Annotated in this window: 11 protein-coding genes; 10 read left to right on the top strand and 1 reads right to left on the bottom strand. The window is 70.6% G+C overall.

The features are described 5' to 3' along the window. The first annotated feature begins 90 nt into the window (after positions 1–90). The 9 genes from ABS735_RS12920 (at position 91) to ABS735_RS12880 (ending at position 14,880) form a co-directional block, all read left to right on the top strand. Entirely contained in the window at positions 91–1,035 is a 945-nt protein-coding gene (locus ABS735_RS12920; protein WP_373905922.1) for an endonuclease/exonuclease/phosphatase family protein, read from the top strand. A 38-nt stretch (positions 1,036–1,073) separates the two neighbouring features. Continuing rightward, positions 1,074–2,084, top strand: coding sequence for a LacI family DNA-binding transcriptional regulator (locus ABS735_RS12915; RefSeq protein WP_373905923.1), 1,011 nt, complete (start codon positions 1,074–1,076; stop codon positions 2,082–2,084). A gap of 261 nt (positions 2,085–2,345) precedes the next feature. Further along, entirely contained in the window at positions 2,346–6,638 is a 4,293-nt protein-coding gene (locus ABS735_RS12910) for a discoidin domain-containing protein (RefSeq protein ID WP_373905924.1), read from the top strand. Between the two features lie 99 nt (positions 6,639–6,737). Then, positions 6,738–7,751 carry a LacI family DNA-binding transcriptional regulator gene (locus ABS735_RS12905; RefSeq protein WP_373905925.1) on the top strand — a complete coding sequence of 338 codons (1,014 nt, stop codon included), beginning with the start codon at positions 6,738–6,740 and terminating at the stop codon, positions 7,749–7,751. A 151-nt stretch (positions 7,752–7,902) separates the two neighbouring features. Continuing rightward, a complete protein-coding gene (locus ABS735_RS12900) occupies positions 7,903–9,318 on the top strand; it encodes an extracellular solute-binding protein (protein ID WP_373905926.1) in 1,416 nt (471 codons plus the stop codon). Positions 9,319–9,385: 67 nt separating this feature from the next. Then, positions 9,386–10,345, top strand: a complete 960-nt coding sequence (locus tag ABS735_RS12895; RefSeq protein ID WP_373905927.1) for a carbohydrate ABC transporter permease — start codon at positions 9,386–9,388, stop codon at positions 10,343–10,345. An 18-nt stretch (positions 10,346–10,363) separates the two neighbouring features. Further along, positions 10,364–11,239 (top strand): carbohydrate ABC transporter permease, encoded by an 876-nt coding sequence (locus ABS735_RS12890; protein ID WP_373905928.1) that lies wholly within the window; start codon positions 10,364–10,366, stop codon positions 11,237–11,239. Positions 11,240–11,380: 141 nt separating this feature from the next. After that, complete coding sequence (locus ABS735_RS12885; protein WP_373905929.1) at positions 11,381–12,985, top strand: glycoside hydrolase family 13 protein; 1,605 nt, start codon at positions 11,381–11,383, stop codon at positions 12,983–12,985. Positions 12,986–13,098: 113 nt separating this feature from the next. Beyond that, entirely contained in the window at positions 13,099–14,880 is a 1,782-nt protein-coding gene (locus ABS735_RS12880) for an ATP-binding SpoIIE family protein phosphatase (RefSeq protein WP_373905930.1), read from the top strand. Between the two features lie 16 nt (positions 14,881–14,896). Here the strand turns inward: ABS735_RS12880 and ABS735_RS12875 are convergent, their stop codons facing one another. Continuing rightward, entirely contained in the window at positions 14,897–16,771 is a 1,875-nt protein-coding gene (locus ABS735_RS12875) for an ABC transporter ATP-binding protein (protein ID WP_373906217.1), read from the bottom strand. A gap of 195 nt (positions 16,772–16,966) precedes the next feature. Here ABS735_RS12875 and ABS735_RS12870 point away from each other — a divergent pair, with 195 nt between their 5' ends. Further along, positions 16,967–17,866, top strand: coding sequence for a lysylphosphatidylglycerol synthase transmembrane domain-containing protein (locus ABS735_RS12870; protein ID WP_373906218.1), 900 nt, complete (start codon positions 16,967–16,969; stop codon positions 17,864–17,866). Positions 17,867–17,883 lie beyond the last annotated feature (17 nt).

Here is a 17,883-nt window from a genome sequence, read left to right as displayed (position 1 = left end):
GAGGCAGGCCGACGGCGGCCGCCGGAACTCGAACGACCGTTCCCTCGTCCTGACTGGTGAACTGCCGGTGAGGACGAGGGAACGGGTGCGATGACCGACTGGGCGGCCTGGACGCGCGGGCGTGGACGGGTGCTTGCCGGGGTGGCGGTGTGCACCGCGCTCCTGCTCTCGTTCCACGGATCGGTGCCGAACGGCGCCGGCGGGCTGGGGAGCCTGCTGGAGTCCTTCCTGCCGTGGCTCGGCGTGGTCGTCGTGGTGCTGCTCGTCCTGGCGCTGGTGCGCCGCTCGGCGCTCGCCCTGGTGGCGCTGCTCCTGCCGGTGGCCGCCTGGACGTACCTCTTCGGCGGGCTGCTCCTGCCCGCGCCGGAGCCCCACTCCGACGACCTGGTCGTGGTGCAGCACAACGTCAGCGACGAGAACACCGACCCCGAGGGCACGGCGCGCTCCCTGGCCCGTGCCGAGCCCGACCTCGTCGCGCTGGAGGAACTGGTGCCGCCGGCGCTGGAGGTCTACGCGAAGACCCTGGCCCCCCACTATCCGTACCGGGTGGTCCGGGGCACCGTCGGGCTCTGGTCGAAGTACCCGCTCTCCGGCTCCCGGCCCCTCGGCATCAAGCCGCAGGGCATCCACGAGGAATGGGAGCGCGGGCTGCGGACCGTGGCGCACACACCGCATGGTGAAGTCGCCGTCCATGTCGCGCACCTGCCGTCCGTCCGGGTAGGGGCGAGCGGCCTCGCGTCGTCCTGGCGGGACGAGAGCGCCGGTCTGCTGGGCGACGCCCTCGCCCGGGAGGAGCTGCGCAGGGTGGTCCTGCTCGGCGACCTCAACGGCACGGTCGACGACCGGGGGCTGGACCCCCTGACCACCCGGCTGAACGTCGCCGAGCGGGGCCTCGCCCTCAGCTTCCCGGCCGGCTTCCCGCTGGCCCGGATCGACCAGGTGATGGCCCGCGCCGGGACCGTCGGCGCCATCCGGACCCTGCCCGCCACCGGCAGCGATCACCTTCCGGTCGCCGCCCGGGTCAGCTGGGACTGAAGCAAGCCGCTTGCGGTGTTTGCGTTAGCCTTTCGTCTGTGACGCGACGACTTGCTCAGGTGGCGAAGAAGGTTGGGGTCAGCGAGGCCACGGTCAGCCGGGTACTCAACGGCAAGCCCGGGGTTTCCGAGGCGACCCGCCAGTCCGTGCTCAGCGCGCTGGACGTCCTGGGCTACGAGCGGCCCACCCAGCTGCGCGGCGAGCGGGCCCGCCTGGTCGGCCTGGTCCTGCCCGAGCTGCAGAACCCCATCTTCCCCGCGTTCGCCGAGGTCATCGGCGGCGCGCTCGCCCAGCAGGGGCTGACGCCGGTGCTGTGCACCCAGACCAAGGGCGGCGTCTCCGAGGCCGACTACGTCGAGCTGCTGCTCCAGCAGCAGGTGTCCGGTGTGGTGTTCGCGGGCGGGCTGTTCGCGCAGGCGGACGCCCCGCACGACCACTACCGGCTGCTCGCCGAGCGCAACATCCCCGTGGTACTCATCAACGCGTCGATCGAGAACCTCGACTTCCCGTGCATCGCCTGCGACGACGCCGTCGCCGTCGAGCAGTCCTGGCGGCACCTGGCGTCCCTGGGGCACGAGCGCATCGGCCTTGTGCTGGGCCCCTCCGACCACATCCCCTCGCGCAGGAAGCTGGCCGCCGCCCGCGAGGCGGCCCGGGCCGCCGGCACGGAACTGCCCGAGGAGTTCGTCGAGCGGGCCATGTTCTCCCTCGAAGGCGGCCAGGCAGCCGCCTCCCGCCTCCTCGAGCGCGGCGTCACCGGCATCATCTGCGCCAGCGACCCCCTCGCCCTCGGCGCCGTCCGCGCCGCCCGCCGACGCGGACACCACGTACCCCACGACGTCTCCGTCGTCGGCTACGACGACTCCGCCTTCATGACCTGCACCGAACCACCCCTCACCACCGTCCGCCAACCCATCGAAGCCATGGGACGCGCCGCCGTCGACCTCCTCTGCGCACAAATCCAAGGCACCGAAGTCCCCCACGGCGAGCTGCTCTTCGAACCCGAACTCGTCGTCCGCGGCTCCACGGCACGGCCGACCGCCGACTAGCGGTCCTCTCATCACCGTCCTTTGACCGCAAGTCCCTTGCGGGAAATGACAGCGGCTTGCGACTCCTCGACGTAGCGCGTGAAAGCCGCTGATCCGAAGCGTGCCCCGGTGCCTGCCCGGCTCTCACCGACCACACCCGGCCCTGCCGTGCGGCGACTTCGCGCTGTCCATCCTGTAGACGACTCAACATTTCTCTGCAACTCTGCGAGCGCTCAACGTAAATGACAGAGAACATTGAGTGTCTACCTGATGTGGGGACAGATGAGAAACCGGAACTGGAGATCGCGTGCCCTGTGCACGGTGGTCGCGACCAGTCTCCTGGCGCTGGGAGGACCGCTGCTGTCGGCCACGGCAGCCGGTGGTCCCAACATCGCCGTGGGGGACGCCACGGCGGCGAGCAGCTCGCACGGTGAGTACGGCGCCGCCAACATCACCGACGGCAACCAGAGTTCGTACTGGCAGAGCGCCGGCAGCAGCCTGCCCCAGTGGGTCCAGACCGACCTCGGTGCCACCGAGCGGATCGACGAGGTCGTCCTGAGACTGCCCGCCGGATGGGAGAGCCGCGAGCAGACCCTCTCCGTCCAGGGCAGCGCCGACGGCACGAGCTTCAGCACGCTGAAGACGTCCGCCACCTACGCCTTCGATCCGGGTTCGGGCAACACGGTCACCGTGTCCTTCCCCGCCACGCAGACACGGTTCGTGCGGGTGAACGTCACGGCGAACACCGGGTGGCAGGCGGCTCAGCTCTCCGAGCTGGAGGTGCACGAGGCCGGGGAGTCGTCCGTGAACCTCGCCGCCGGCCGGCGACTGACGGCGAGCAGCTCCACGGGCGCGTACACCGCCGGCAACGGCAACGACGGCAACAAGGCCACCTACTGGGAGAGCGCCAACAACGCCCTGCCGCAGTGGCTCCAGGCCGACCTCGGTTCCTCGCGCCGGATCGACCGCGTCGTCCTGCGGCTGCCGGACGGGTGGCCGACCCGCAGCCAGACCCTGAAGATCCAGGCCAGTGACAACGGCTCGGACTTCACCGACCTGACCGCCGCCAAGGCGTACACCTTCGACGCGGCGGGCGGTCAGTCGGCCACGGTCACCTTCGACGCGGCCACCGCGCGCTATGTGCGGGTCCTGGTGACGGCCAACACCGGACAGCCCGCCGCCCAGGTCTCCGAGCTGGAGGTCTACGGCCCTGAGACGGGCGACACGCAGGCGCCGACCACCCCGGCGAACCTGGCGTTCACCGAGCCGGCCACCGGGCAGATCAGGCTGACCTGGAACGAGTCCTCGGACGACACGGCCGTCACGGGGTACGACATCTACGCCGACGGCGAGCTGCTGACCTCGGTCGCGGGTGACGTCACCACGTACACGGACACCAGGCCGACCGGCACGACGGTCACCTACTACGTGCGCGCCAAGGACGCGGCCGGCAACCAGTCGGGCAACAGCAACTCCGTCACCCGCCGGGCCGACACCGGCGACACCCAGGCGCCCACCGCGCCCTCGAACCTCGCCCTCACCGAACCGGCCGCCGGGCAGATCAAGCTGACCTGGGACGCCTCGACCGACAACAAGGGCGTCACCGGTTACGACGTCTACGCCGACAACAAGCTCCGCAAGAGCGTCGCCGGTGACGTCACCACGTACACCGACACCCAGCCGGCGTCCGCGAGCGTGACCTACTTCGTGCGGGCGAAGGACGCGGCCGGCAACGAGTCGGGCGACAGCAACTCCGTGACCCGCACCGGCAGCGGCGGCGACGGCTCGAACCTGGCCGTCGGCAAGCCGATCAGCGCCTCGTCCTTCATCCACACCTACGTCGCCGAGAACGCCAACGACAACAGCACGTCGACCTACTGGGAGGGAGCGGCGGGCAGCTACCCGAACACGCTGACCCTGAAGCTGGGCGCGAACGCGGACGTCGACCGCGTCGTCCTCAAGCTCAATCCCGACACCGGCTGGTCGAAGCGCACCCAGAACATCCAGGTGCTCGGCCGCCCCCAGGACGCATCCGGCTTCTCCTCCCTGGTCGACGCGAAGGACTACGTCTTCGACCCCGCGAGCGGCGGCAACAGCGTGTCCATACCCGTCGGTGAGCGGGCCGCGGACGTCCAGTTGAAGTTCACCGCCAACACGGGGGCGACTGCCGGGCAAATCGCCGAGTTCCAGGTCGTCGGCACCCCGGCGCCCAACCCCGACCTCGAGGTGACGAAGCTGACCACGTCGCCGGGCTCCCCCGTCGAGTCGGACGAGATCACGGTGTCGGCGACGGTCCGCAACAGCGGCGCCGCGAAGGCTCCGGCCGGCAAGGTCGCCGTCCGGCTGGGTGACACCGAGGTCGCCACCGCCGACGTCCCCGCCCTGGAGGCCGGTGCGCAGAGCACGGTCAGCGCGTCCGTCGGGGCCCGCGAGGCCGGTTCGTACGAACTGAGCGCGGTCGCCGACGAGGCGAACGAGATCATCGAGCAGAACGAGACCAACAACACCTACACCCGGCCCGACCCGCTGGTCGTCAAGCCGGTGCAGAGCTCCGACCTGGTCGCCGCCGCCGTCACCACGGCGCCGTCCAGTCCGGCCGCCGGTGACGACGTGACCTTCAAGGTCGCGCTCAGGAACCAGGGTACCCAGGACTCGGCGGGCGGCAGCCACCCGGTGACGGTCGCCCTGGTCGACGCGAAGGGCAGCACCGTCAAGACCCTGACCGGCGCGCACTCCGGTGTCATCGCCGCCGGCTCGACGGCCCCGGCCGTGAGCCTCGGCACCTGGCAGGCGGCCAACGGCTCGTACTCCCTGAAGGTCACGGTCGGCGACGACGCGAACGAACTGCCGGTCAAGCGGGAGAACAACACCTCCACGCAGCCGCTGTTCGTCGGGCGCGGCGCGAACATGCCGTACGACATGTACGAGGCGGAGGACGGGACGGTCGGCGGCGGTGCCACCGTGGTCGGGCCCAACCGCACCATCGGCGACATCGCGGGCGAGGCGTCCGGCCGCAAGGCCGTCCACCTGGACAAGACCGGCGAGTACGTCGAGTTCACCACCAAGGCGGATACCAACACCCTGGTGGCCCGCTTCTCGATCCCGGACGCGCCGGGTGGCGGTGGCATCGACGCCACGCTCGACGTGTACGTCGACGGCGTCATGAAGAAAGCACTGCCGCTGACGTCGAAGTACGCCTGGCTGTACGGTTCCGAGGCCTCGCCGGGCAACTCCCCCGGTGCGGGCGCCCCGCGGCACATCTACGACGAGGCGCACCTCATGCTGGGCGAGACCGTCCCGGCGGGCAGCACGATCCGGCTGCAGAAGGACGCGGCGAACTCCTCCGACTACGCGATCGACTTCGTCAACCTGGAGCAGGTCGCCGCGGTGCCGAACCCCGACCCGGCGGCGTACGCGGTGCCGGCCGGGTTCACGCACCAGGACGTGCAGAACGCGCTCGACACGGTCCGCATGGACACCTCGGGCAAGCTGGTCGGTGTGTACCTGCCGCCCGGCGACTACCAGACGTCGAGCAAGTTCCAGGTGTACGGCAAGGCGGTGAAGGTGGTCGGCGCCGGTCCCTGGTTCACGAAGTTCCACGCGCCCACCACGCAGGACAACACCGACATCGGGTTCCGTGCCGAGGCGAGCGCGAAGGGCTCGACGTTCGCGAACTTCGCCTACTTCGGCAACTACACGAGCCGCATCGACGGGCCGGGCAAGGTGTTCGACTTCTCCAACACCTCGGACATCGTGATCGACAACATCTGGAACGAGCACATGGTGTGCCTGTACTGGGGCGCCAACACCGACCGGATGACGATCAAGAACTCCCGGATCCGCGACATGTTCGCCGACGGCATCAACATGACCAACGGCTCGACCGACAACCTCGTCTCCAACAACGACGCCCGCGCGACCGGTGACGACAGCTTCGCGCTCTTCTCGGCGATCGACGCGGGCGGCGCGGACATGAAGAACAACCTGTACGAGAACCTCACGACGACGCTGACCTGGCGTGCCGCGGGTCTCGCCGTCTACGGCGGTTACAACAACACCTTCCGGAACATCCACATCGCGGACACCCTGGTCTACTCGGGCATCACCATCAGCTCGCTGGACTTCGGCTACCCGATGAACGGCTTCGGGACCGATCCGACGACCTTCGAGAACGTCTCGATCGTCCGGGCCGGCGGGCACTTCTGGGGCGGGCAGACCTTCCCCGGCATCTGGGTGTTCTCGGCGTCCAAGGTGTTCCAGGGGATCAGGGTCAACAACGTCGACATCGTCGATCCGACGTACAGCGGCATCATGTTCCAGACGAACTACTCGGGAGGTCAGCCGCAGTACCCGATCAAGGACACGGTCTTCACCGACGTCTCCGTCACGGGCGCGCACAGGAGCGGTGACGAGTTCGACGCCAAGTCCGGTTTCGGCCTGTGGGCCAACGAGATGCCCGAGAGCGGACAGGGACCGGCGGTCGGTGAGGTCACCTTCAACGGCCTGAAGCTCAGCGACAACGCCGTGGACATCCGCAACACGACGTCCACCTTCGAGATCATCCGCAACCCGTAGACCCGTCCCCGGTCCGCACCGGGGCCCGACAGCAGTTTTTGTCGGACAGGTCACCGACTGGCGCAAGTCTCTTGCGAGACTTGCGCTAGTCTTGCGTTTGTGACGCGACGACTTGCTCAGGTGGCGAAGAAGGTTGGGGTCAGCGAGGCCACGGTCAGCCGGGTACTCAACGGCAAACCGGGGGTCTCGGCGGCGACCCGGCAGTCCGTGCTCAGCGCGCTGGACGTCCTGGGCTACGAGCGGCCCACCCAGCTGCGCGGCGAGCGCGCCCGCCTGGTCGGGCTCGTGCTGCCGGAGCTGCAGAACCCCATCTTCCCCGCGTTCGCCGAGGTCATCGGCGGCGCACTCGCCCAGCAGGGGCTGACGCCGGTGCTGTGCACCCAGACCAAGGGCGGCGTCTCCGAGGCCGACTACGTCGAGCTGCTGCTCCAGCAGCAGGTCTCCGGGGTCGTTTTCGCCGGCGGCGGACTGTTCGCGCAGGCGGACGCCCCGCACGACCACTACCGGCTGCTCGCCGAGCGCAACATCCCCGTGGTGCTCGTGAACGCCTCCATAGCGGACCTCGGCTTCCCGTGCATCGCCTGCGACGACGCCGTCGCCGTCGAGCAGTCCTGGCGGCACCTGGCATCGCTGGGGCACCAGCGCATCGGTCTCGTCCTCGGCCCCTCCGACCACATCCCGTCCCGCCGCAAACTGGCCGCCGCCCGCGAGGCCGCCGAGGCGGCCGGCGGCATCCTCCCCGACGCGTACGTGGAACGGGCCATGTTCTCCCTCGAAGGCGGCCAGGCAGCCGCCTCCCGCCTCCTCGAGCGCGGCGTCACCGGCATCATCTGCGCCAGCGACCCCCTCGCCCTCGGCGCCGTCCGCGCCGCCCGCCGACGCGGACACCACGTACCCCACGACGTCTCCGTCGTCGGCTACGACGACTCCGCCTTCATGACCTGCACCGAACCACCCCTCACCACCGTCCGCCAACCCATCGAAGCCATGGGACGCGCCGCCGTCGACCTCCTCTGCGCACAAATCCAAGGCACCGAAGTCCCGCACAGCGAGCTGCTCTTCGAACCCGAACTCGTCGTCCGCGGCTCCACGGCACAGGTTTCCGCCCGGTAGCGGAACCTCAACTTCTACGGCGGACTGTCAAACAATTACGAAATCAGCGCGAGATATTGCGTTCACTTGTTCACGGTGGTTGAGTGAGCGGCGCCCCACAACGCATCGGCGGTGGGGCGCCTTCCACGTTCATGCCCGAAGGGGACCACCCATGAGAAGTGCTCGGTTCCGCCGTACTCGCCGTGCCGGCGCCATCACGCTCGTCTCCGCTCTCACCCTGACCGCTCTTGCCGCCTGCGGCACGAGCAGCAGTGACGACGGCGGCGGTTCCGAAGGCGGCAGCGGGTCCTCCGACCCGGCCGCTCCACTGGACCCGAAGACCAAGGTGACGATCACCATCGACTGCATGCCGCCGAAGGCGAAGGCGGCCGAACTCAAGGAGTGGCAGGAGGACGTCAAGGAGTTCAACAAGACGTACCCCAACGTCACCATCGACGGCCGCTCCACCCCCGGCCAGTGTCTGGAGCCGCCGCGCTTCACGGCGATGCTCAAGGCCAAGTCGCAGCCCGACGTCTTCTACACGTACTTCACCGACCTGCCCCAGGTACTGGACAACGACGGCGCCGAGGACATCACCGCATACGTCAACGACAAGACGGTCCCCGCCCTCAAGGACATCGACCCGAACGTCCTCGGCTCGCTCAAGCACGAGAACAAGCTCTACGGCCTGCCCACCAGCAACTACACGATGGGCCTGCTGATCAACCGCAAGCTCTTCAAGCAGGCCGGGCTCGACCCGGACGCCCCGCCGCGCACCTGGGAAGAGGTCCGCACCGCCGCCAAGAAGATTTCCGACCTGGGCGACGGCATCGCCGGCTTCGGCGAGTACAGCGCGGGCAACACCGGCGGCTGGCACTTCACCGCCCAGATGTACAGCCGCGGCGCCGACGTCGTGGACGAGAGCGGCAAGAAGGCGAGCTTCAACAACGAGGTGGGCAAGGAGGTCGCCGAGAACCTCCACGCCATGCGCTGGGAGGACGAGAGCATGGGCAAGACCCAGCTGCTCAAGTGGGGCGACCTGCAGAAGCAGATCGCCACCGACAAGCTCGGCATGTTCCTCGCCGCGCCGGACGACATCACGTACATGGTCCAGCAACTCGGCGCCGACTACGAGAACTTCGGCATGGGCCCCATCCCGGGCGAGAAGAACACCCTCGCCGGCGGCAACAACTACATGGTCAAGAAGGGCATTTCCTCCGACAAGATCAAGGCGGCCGTCGCCTGGCTGAACTTCCAGAACCTCACCGTCGGTGAGGGGCAGTTCAACTGGGCGCGCAAGAAGACCGACAAGCTGCCGGTCGGCCTCCCGCAGCCCAACTTCTGGCTGAACGAGTCGAAGAAGAAGGACGACGCGGCCCGCCTTGAGCACGCCACCATGCCGGTCGAGAACTTCAAGACGTTCATGGACAACCCGGTCCCGGGGATGGCCGAGCCGCCGAAGGCCCAGGAGGTCTACAAGGTCCTGGACAACGTGATGTCCGGCATCCTCACCAACAAGGACGCCGACATCGACAAGCTGCTCTCCACCGCGGAGCAGCAGGTCAACCAGGTTCTGGCCACGCAGTGACCGGCTCCCTCGGGGGGCGGGCAGCGCCGCCCCCCGGGGCCCATGAGATCAGCCCCAAGGAGCGACCATGTCGGCCCCCAGCCTGACTCCGAGCAAGGCGGCGAGAGTCCGCCACGCCCAGCCGCCGGTGGACGGCCCGCCCCAGCGCGGCGGGGCGTTCGGCAGGAGCCTGAAGCGCAACCTCACCGCGCACGGCTTCCTGATCGGAGCGGTTCTCTGCTTCGCGTTCTTCTCCTGGTACCCGATGGTCCGGGAGTTCTTCCTCGCCTTCCAGAAGACGGACCAGGGCGAGGTCTCCTGGGTCGGCCTGGAAAACCTGGAGACGGTCTTCAACGACCCGGCCTTCTGGCAGGCCTGGCGCAACACCGCGCTGTTCACCGTGCTGGCCCTGGTCCTCGGCTTCGCCGTGCCGTTCGTCGTCGCCATCGTCATCAACGAACTCAGGCACGGCAAGGGGTACTTGCGCCTGCTCGTCTACCTGCCGGTGATGCTGCCCCCGGTCGCCTCGGTGCTGCTCTTCAAGTACCTGTACGACCCTGGTTACGGCCTGCTCAACGAGGTGTTCGGGTTCTTCGGGCTGCCCGAGCAGCAGTGGCTGCAGGATCCCGACCTCTCCATGCTCTCCGTGGTCATCGCGTCGACCTGGATGAACATGGGCGGCGCGGCACTCATCTACCTGGCCGCGCTCCAGGGCATCCCCGGTGAGCTGTACGAGGCGGCGGAACTGGACGGCGCCGGGCTGCTGCGCAAGATCTGGCACGTGACGATCCCGCAGACGCGGCTCATCCTCTCGCTGATGCTGCTGATGCAGGTCATCGCCACCATGCAGGTCTTCGTGGAGCCCTTCCTGCTCACCGGCGGCGCCGGCCCCGAGGGTTCGACGACCACGGTCGTCTACCTCATCTACCAGTACGCCTTCAACTTCAACAACTACGGTGCCGCGGCGGCCCTCGGCCTGCTGCTCCTCGTACTGCTGGCCGGGTTCTCGGCGGCGTACGTGAAGCTCAGCCGCGCCGAGGACGAGTAGAGCCGGGGGAAACCACAGATGTCCACACGCACACTCGTCTCACCGGCCCAGCTCGCCCGCCCGCGCGGGAAGCTGCTGTACTGGGTGGTGTTCGGCCTCGTCGTCGCACTCTTCACCGTGGTCTTCCTCGGCCCGATGTACTGGATGGTCTCCAGCGGTTTCAAGAACACCCAGGAGGCCGTGCAGACCCCGCCGACGCTGGTCCCCGAGTCCTTCCAGCCCGACAACTACTCGCAGGCGTGGAACGTCATGGACCTGGCGAGCCTGCTGGGGAACACCCTGTTCTACGCGTTCGGCGCGCTCGCCTTCCAGCTGGTCTTCGACGTGGCGGCGGCCTACTCGCTGTCCAAGCTCCGGCCGGTCTTCGGCAAGGCCATCCTCGGCCTGATGCTGGCGACGCTGATGATCCCGGCGACCGTGCTGGTCGTGCCGCAGTACCTGACGGTGCTGGACGTGCCGATCTTCGAACGCAACCTGCTGAACACGCCGTGGGCGATCTGGCTCCCGTCGGTGACCAACGCCTTCAACATCTTCCTGCTGAAGCGGTTCTTCGACTCGATCCCCCGGGAGCTGCTCGACGCCGCCTCCATGGACGGTGCCTCGCCGATGCGCACGCTCTGGTCGATCGTGCTGCCGATCTCGCGGCCGATCCTCGGCGTGGTGTCCATCTTCGCGATCGTGGGCGTCTGGAAGGACTTCCTCTGGCCCATGCTGACCCTGCCCGACCCGGCCAAGCAGACCCTGAACGTCGGGATCTACTCCCTGTCCAACGGGGTGCCCATGAACGTGCTGATCGCCGCGCTCACCATGGCCTCGCTGCCGACCCTCGTCATCTTCCTGATCTTCCAGCGCAACATCATGAGCGGACTCACCGCCGGAGGGCTCAAGGGCTGAGGGCTCCGGGCCGAGGCGCTTGCCGCCCGCCCTCCTCCCCGCCTCCCGGCACGTCCCGTCAACCTTCGCCGCCGGCCCGTCCGACGCCCCGCTCTGTCCGGATCGGCGGCGAAGATCCACTCTGCCCGAAAGGACCGTCACGTGGCAGCCCCCAACTCGCACCGCACCGACAACTGGTGGCGCGACGCCGTCATCTACCAGGTGTACCCCCGCAGTTTCGCCGACGGCGACGGCGACGGCACCGGTGACCTCGCGGGCGTCCGGGCGAGACTGCCCTACCTCGCCGAACTCGGTGTGGACGCCGTCTGGTTCACCCCCTGGTACGTCTCACCGCTCGTCGACGGCGGCTACGACGTCGCCGACTACCGCACCATCGACCCGGCGTTCGGGACCCTGGGCGAGGCCGAGAAGCTGATCGCCGAGGCGCGGGAGCTGGGCATCCGCACCATCGTCGACATCGTCCCCAACCACGTCTCCGACCAGCACGCCTGGTTCAGGGCGGCGCTGGAGGCCGGCCCGGGCAGCGCCGAGCGGGAGCGGTTCCACTTCCGCCCCGGCCGCGGTGAACACGGCGAACTGCCGCCCAACGACTGGCCCTCGCAGTTCTCCGGCCGTACCTGGACGCGGGTCCCGGACGGCGAGTGGTACCTGCACCTGTTCACCCCGGAGCAGCCCGACCTCAACTGGGCCCATCCCGAGGTGCGCCGGGAGCACGAGGACGTGCTGCGCTTCTGGTTCGAGCGCGGGGTGGCGGGCGTACGCATCGACTCCGCGGCCCTGCTCGCGAAGGATCCCGCGCTCGCGGACTTCGTGGAGGGCGTCGACCCGCACCCGTACATCGACCAGGACGAGCTGCACGACATCTACCGCTCCTGGCGCAAGGTGGCCGACGCGTACGGAGGCGTCTTCGTCGGTGAGGTGTGGCTGCCCGACGCCGAGCGCTTCGCCCGCTATCTTCGGCCGGACGAACTGCACACCGCCTTCAACTTCAACTTCCTGTCCTGCCCCTGGGAGGCGGACCGGCTGCGCCGCACCATCGACGACACCCTGGCCGAGCACGCCCCCGTCGGAGCCCCGGCCACGTGGGTGCTCTGCAACCACGACGTGACCCGCACGGTGACCCGGTACGGCCGTGCGGACACCGGCTTCGACTTCGCGAAGAAGGCCTTCGGCATCCCGACCGACCTGGCCCTGGGCACCCGGCGGGCACGGGCCGCCGCGTTGCTGACGCTGGCCCTGCCCGGCTCCGTCTACCTGTACCAGGGGGAGGAACTCGGCCTGCCCGAGGCCGACATCCCGCGCGAGAGCATTCAGGACCCGATGCACTTCCGGTCCGGAGGCGTCGATCCGGGCCGGGACGGCTGTCGCGTGCCCCTCCCCTGGGACGGCGACGCGCCGTACTGCGGGTTCGGCTCGGAGACCGAGCCCTGGCTGCCGCAGCCGGAGGGCTGGTCGGCGTACGCGGCGGACCGCCAGGGCGCGGACCCGGAGTCGATGCTCTCGCTGTACCGCGAGGCCCTGCGCCTGCGCCGCTCCACCGCGGAGTTCGGTGACGGTCCGCTGGACTGGCTGCCCGCGCCGGACGGCGTCCTCGCGTTCCGGCGCGCGGACGGCCCCTTGTGCGTCGTCAACCTGTCCGCCGCACCGGTCGGGCTGCCCGCGCACAGCGCCGTCCTGCTCGCCAGCGGGCCCCTGGACGAGGCCGGCCGGCTGCCGTCCGACACGGCGGTGTGGCTGCGCGCCTGAGCCACTCCGAGGCGGCGCCCCGGCCGGTGCGGACGCCGACGGGGGTGCCGCCGTCGCCGGTCGTCCCGTGGCAGGGCAGAATCAGGACAGGAGGCCGTGGGAGGAGGCGACGCGTGCGGGAACGACCGTGGCTGGACGGGCTGCGCCGCCCCCCGAATCCCCTCGTGAGCGGGCACCGGGCGGTGCGCGGCGCACTGCGGTCGATGACGGAGGCGCTGGGTGCGCGACGCCGCCTGGCCTGGCTGAACGCGGCGGACCTGAGCATCGGCACCACCCTCGACGTGCGGCGGACGGCGGAGGAGCTGGCCGACTTCACCGTGCCGGAGCTGGCCGACGGCGCCGCGGTGGACCTGCTGGACTCGGTGCTGCGGTTCCAGGAGGGCGACCGGGTCACGGGCGGTGACGCGCCGCGGCTCAGGGCCATGGCGGTGTCGGAGGTCGAGGGCCTGAACCTCGCGCCCGATCCCGTGGGCGAGCTGTCGGTGCACACCGCCGACCGGCTGGGGCAGCGGTGTCTCGTCACCCGCCGGCCCGTGCTGGTGTCCCGGATGACGCGGTCGGACTTCGCCGTGATCGCCCCCTCGCGCGAGTCGTCGGAGATCATGCGCCGGGCGGGCGTCCACTCCTACCTGGCGGTGCCGCTGATCGCCCGCGGGGTGCTGCTGGGGCTGGCCGACTTCGTCCGGGCCGGCCACCGGGCGCCGTTCAACCGGACCGACGTGGCCCTCGCCATGGAGCTGGCGTCCAAGGCCGCCGTCTGTATCGACAACGCCCGGCTCTACGGGCGCGAGCGCGACCACGTGGTGACCCTCCAGCGGGCGCTGCTCCCCCGGTCCAGCCCGAGCACCCCCGGCCTGGACGTGTCCTCGTGCTACGACCCGGCCGCCGATCCAGCCGCCGTCGGCGGCGACTGGTTCGACGTGGTCGCGCTGCCCAGCGGCCGTACGGCGCTGATGGTGGGCGACGTGATGGGGCGCGGCCTGGCCGCCGCCGCGACCATGGGCCGGCTGCGCACGGTGGCCCGGACCCTGATGGCGCTGGACATCGCGCCCGAGCGGCTGCTGGCCCGGCTCGACCTGGCCGCCCGCGATCTGGAGGAGGACCAGGTCGCCACCTGTCTGTGCGCGGTCTACGACCCGTACGGCAGTACCTTCCGCATCGCCAGCGCCGGTCACCCGCCGCCGCTGCTGACCGGGCCCGACGGCGCCGTCTCGTTCCTGGAGGTGCCGGTGGGGGCGCCGCTGGGGGCGGGGGTGATCCCGTACGACCCGGTCGAGCGGCCGGTGCCCGAGCGGAGCCGGCTGACGCTGTACACGGACGGGCTGATCAGGTCGCGCACGGCCGACCTGGGCACCCAGTTGGAGCGGCTGCGCGAGGCGGTCGGCGGCGGCGTGCCCGAGGACGGCACCGAGTGCCGGGCGGTGGCCGAGCGGGTCGGCGGCGACCGGTCGGACGACGCGATCGTCCTGGCCGCATTCGCCCGGCCGCTCGGTCCGGACGGCGACGTGTACGTGCGGGCGCTGCCGCCGGACGGCAAGGCCGCCGGGCAGGCCCGTACGGCGGTGCGCGAGCAGTTGGAGCGGTGGGGCCTCGAGGAGCTGGTCGACACCACGGAGCTGGTGGTCAGCGAGCTGGTCGGCAATGCCCTGCGGTACGGGAACGCCCCCGAGGAGCTGCGGCTGCTGCGGCACGAGCGGCTGTCCGTGGAGGTCTCCGACTCCGGTCCCGACCTGCCGCAGATCCAGCACGCGGACGTGAGCGACGAGAGCGGGCGCGGTCTCCAGCTGATCAACATGATGTGCCGGCGCTGGGGTTCGTGCCGCACGCCCGGCGGGAAGGTCGTCTGGGCCGAGCAGGACCTGCCGGTGCGGGCCGGGGCGTCCGGCCCGCAGTAGCGTTCCCGAGGGCCGCCTATGCGGCCTTGTCCAGCGCCGGCCGCTCGAACTGGGTGCGGTGCAGTTGGGCGTAGCGGCCGTCGGCCGCGAGGAGTTCCTCGTGGGTGCCGCTCTCCACGATGCGGCCGGCCTCGACGACCAGGATCCGGTCGGCCGACCGGATCGTGGACAGCCGGTGCGCGATCACCACGGCCGTCCTGCCCTGCAGGGCCTCGGTGAGGGCCTCCTGGACGGCCGCCTCGGAGGTGTTGTCGAGGTGGGCGGTGGCCTCGTCGAGGATGACGACGCGCTGGCGGGCCAGGAGCAGGCGGGCGATGGTCATGCGCTGGCGTTCGCCGCCGGAGAGCCGGTAGCCGCGCTCGCCGACCACGGTGTCCAGCCCGTCCGGCAGGGACCGTACGAGGTCGGCCAGGCGCGCGCGGCGCAGCGCCTCCCACAGGTCGTCCTCGGTGGCGCCCGGCCGGGCGAGCAGCAGGTTGGCCCGGACCGTGTCGTGGAAGAGGTGGCCGTCCTGGGTGACCATGCCGACGGTGTCGCGCAGCGACCGCGCGCTCAGCTCCCGCACGTCGACGCCGCCGACGCGGACGGTGCCGCCGTCGGTGTCGTACAGGCGCGGCAGGAGCTGGGCGATGGTGGACTTGCCGGCGCCGGACGATCCGACGAGCGCGATCGTCTGGCCCGGTTCCGCGCGGAAGGAGAGGCCGTGCAGGACTTCTTCGCCGCCGCGGGTGTCCAGGGAGGCGACCTCTTCGAGCGAGGCGAGGGAGACCTTGTCGGCGGACGGGTAGCCGAAACGGACGTCGTCGAACTCGACCGCGACGGGGCCGTCGGGGACCGGGCGGGCGTCGGGCTTCTCGTCGATGAGCGGGGTCAGGTCGAGGACCTCGAAGACCCGCTCGAAGCTGACGAGGGCGCTCATGACCTCCACCCGGGCCCCGGCGAGCGCGGTCAGCGGCGCGTACATGCGGGTCAGCAGCAGGGCCAGCGCCACGACGGCGCCGGGGTCCAGGGTGCCGCGCAGGGCGAAGAAGCCGCCGAGGCCGTAGACGAGGGCGAGGGCGAGCGCGGAGACCAGGGTGAGCGCGGTGATGAAGGCGGCCTGGGCGGTGGCGGTGCGCACGCCGATGTCGGCGACGCGCCGGGCGCGGTCGGCGAACTCGGCGGACTCCTCCTCCGGGCGGCCGAACAGCTTGATCAGGGTGGCGCCGGGCGCGGAGAAGCGCTCGGTCATGCGGGTGCCCATGGCGGCGTTGAGAGCGGCGGCCTCGCGCTGCATGCGGGCCATGCGGCGGCCCATGCGCCGGGCGGGGAGCACGAACACCGGGAGCAGCACCAGGGCGAGCAGCGTGATCTGCCACGACAGGGTCAGCATGACGGCGAGGGTGAGCAGCAGGGTGACCACGTTGCTGACCACGCCGGACAGGGTGTTGCTGAAGGCGCGTTGGGCGCCGATGACGTCGTTGTTGAGACGGGAGACGAGCGCTCCCGTACGAGTGCGTGTGAAGAACGCGACCGGCATGCGCTGCACATGATCGAACACGGCCGTGCGCAGATCGAGGATGAGTCCCTCCCCGAGCGTCGCCGAGAGCCTGCGGGAGAGGATGCCGAGCACCGCCTCGGCGAGGGCGATGAGCGCGATGAGCAGGGCGAGGCGCACGACCGTGCCCTCGTCGCCGTCCGACACGATCGCGTCGACGACCCGTCCGGCCAGGACGGGGGTGGCGACGGCGAGCAGTGCGGTCGCCACCCCGAGCAGCAGGAAGCGGACGATGCGGCGGCGGTGCGGGCGGGCGAACGCGCCGATGCGGCGCACCGTCGCGCGGGCGAAGGGGCGGCGCTCCCGCTCGGCGTTCATGACGCTGTACATCTGGGTCCAGGCCGTGGTCTCCATACTCATGCCGATGACCGTAGAACCTCGACCAACCTTGAGGTCAAGGAGGCGCCGCCGGGGGTCCGTAAGCCCGTGTCCGCGCGTCGGCCATCCGTAGTTGGCGCGGCTGGGGGAATGTCTTGTGGTGTGACGGCAGCGGTTCGAGTCTCCGAGAAGCCACTCCTGCACCGGATCCCGGTCCGCCGGGTGCTGTGTGTGCTTCCGCTGCTCCTGGTGGGCGTGGTCGCGGTGCGGCACCGGTCCGTGCTGGCCGAGGGCTTCGGTCAGCTCGCCACGGCCCGCTGGCCCTGGCTGCTGGCCGCGGCCGGCGCGACCTGCCTGACCTGGGTCGCCGCCGCCTGCACCCGGCAGGGCGCGGTGGTGGAGCGGCTGCCCCGGCGACGGCTGCTGGCCACGCAGTTCGCGGCGGGCGCGGCCAACCACCTGTTGCCGACGGGCCTGGGCGCGAGCGCGGTGAACCTGCGGTTCATGACGGTGTGCGGGCTGCCGCTCGCCCGTTCCTCGGCCGCGCTCGCGCTGTATCTGCTGGCGGAGAGCGTCGGCCGTCTCGCCCTGCTGGGCGCCCTGCTGATCGCGTTCCCCGGCGCGCTGCGGCTCGGTGTCCTGTTGCCCGAGGGGGCCGTGGGGCCACTGCTGGCCGTCGCGGGCGCGGTCCCGGTCGTGGCGGCGGTGGCGCTGGCACTGCTGCCGCGGCTGCGCGGGGCGCTGGTCTCCTTCCTGCGGACGGCACTGGGCGAGGCCCGGTCGGTGCACGCCCGCCCGGCGCGGGCGCTGGCGCTGTGGGGCGGCGCGCTGGCGTTCCCCGCGTTGCAGGCCACCGCGCTGGTCCTGGTGGGTCGGTCGCTGGGGCTGGAGGTGCCGGCCTGGCACATGGCGGTGGCGTATCTCGCGGCGACGGTGGCGGTGGCGCTGGTGCCCACGCCGGGCGGCATCGGCTCGGTCGAGGCGGCGCTGGTCGTGGCTTTGGTGGCGGCGGGCGGGCCGGCGGCCGTGGCCACGGCGGTGGTGCTGGCGTTCCGGCTTCTGACGGTGTGGCTGCCGCTGCTGCCGGGGGCGCTGACGTTGGCGGCGCTGGTGCGGATGCGGGTGGTCTGAGGGGCACGGCAGAACGG

Origin of the sequence: Streptomyces sp. MMCC 100 (genome assembly GCF_041538145.2) — a bacterium.
In the GTDB taxonomy this organism is placed as follows: Bacteria; Actinomycetota; Actinomycetes; order Streptomycetales; family Streptomycetaceae; genus Streptomyces.
The sequence above is the reverse complement of the archived record's forward strand: the minus strand, read 5'-3'. Positions and strand labels throughout refer to the sequence as shown.

Excerpts from the sequence above, each read along its gene's own strand:
- ABS735_RS12920 (WP_373905922.1), top strand. The coding sequence starts at position 91 with ATGACCGACTGGGCGGCCTGGACGCGCGGGCGTGGACGGGTGCTTGCC.
- ABS735_RS12910 (WP_373905924.1), top strand. The coding sequence starts at position 2,346 with ATGAGAAACCGGAACTGGAGATCGCGTGCCCTGTGCACGGTGGTCGCG.
- ABS735_RS12900 (WP_373905926.1), top strand. The coding sequence starts at position 7,903 with ATGAGAAGTGCTCGGTTCCGCCGTACTCGCCGTGCCGGCGCCATCACG.
- ABS735_RS12895 (WP_373905927.1), top strand. The coding sequence starts at position 9,386 with ATGTCGGCCCCCAGCCTGACTCCGAGCAAGGCGGCGAGAGTCCGCCAC.
- ABS735_RS12890 (WP_373905928.1), top strand. The coding sequence starts at position 10,364 with ATGTCCACACGCACACTCGTCTCACCGGCCCAGCTCGCCCGCCCGCGC.
- ABS735_RS12875 (WP_373906217.1), bottom strand. The coding sequence starts at position 16,771 with ATGGAGACCACGGCCTGGACCCAGATGTACAGCGTCATGAACGCCGAG.